This window comes from Roseibium sp. RKSG952, assembly GCF_009711355.1.
Genome location: NZ_SMMF01000169.1, coordinates 1 through 324, shown reverse-complemented (window position 1 = coordinate 324; position 324 = coordinate 1). Strand labels below are relative to the sequence as shown.

1 protein-coding gene is annotated in these 324 nt (G+C 35.5%); it reads right to left on the bottom strand.

What is annotated here, in order from left to right:
- Window positions 1-78: 78 nt before the first annotated feature.
- Window positions 79-324, bottom strand: a 246-nt coding sequence (locus E1297_RS48735) for a DUF2807 domain-containing protein (RefSeq protein ID WP_196223073.1), incomplete at its 5' end; no start/stop codon positions are given.

The window sequence follows — 324 nt, the reverse complement described above, 5'->3', positions numbered from 1 at the left end:
ATCATGAATGCGCCGAAGAGCGAAGCTTAAGTATGAGGCACGTTCAAATGGACTTGGTATAAACAGCTTTGACAGGGATTAGTGCAATTGCCCATTAAGAATCAATTTTCCACTACCGCTAACATGGCTAACCGCCGGTTCCATTACGTTAATATTAGCTTTTGCAGCATCTTTTACGTTAATATTGGCTTTTTTTGAATTTAGGTGCGCTGCGGCATATTTACTAGCATCACTTAACAATAAATTTTGACAATCTAAGTTTCCACCATAAATAATTAAAGAAGAACTTCCACTTAAAATCAATTCTAATTTCTTTGATTTAAC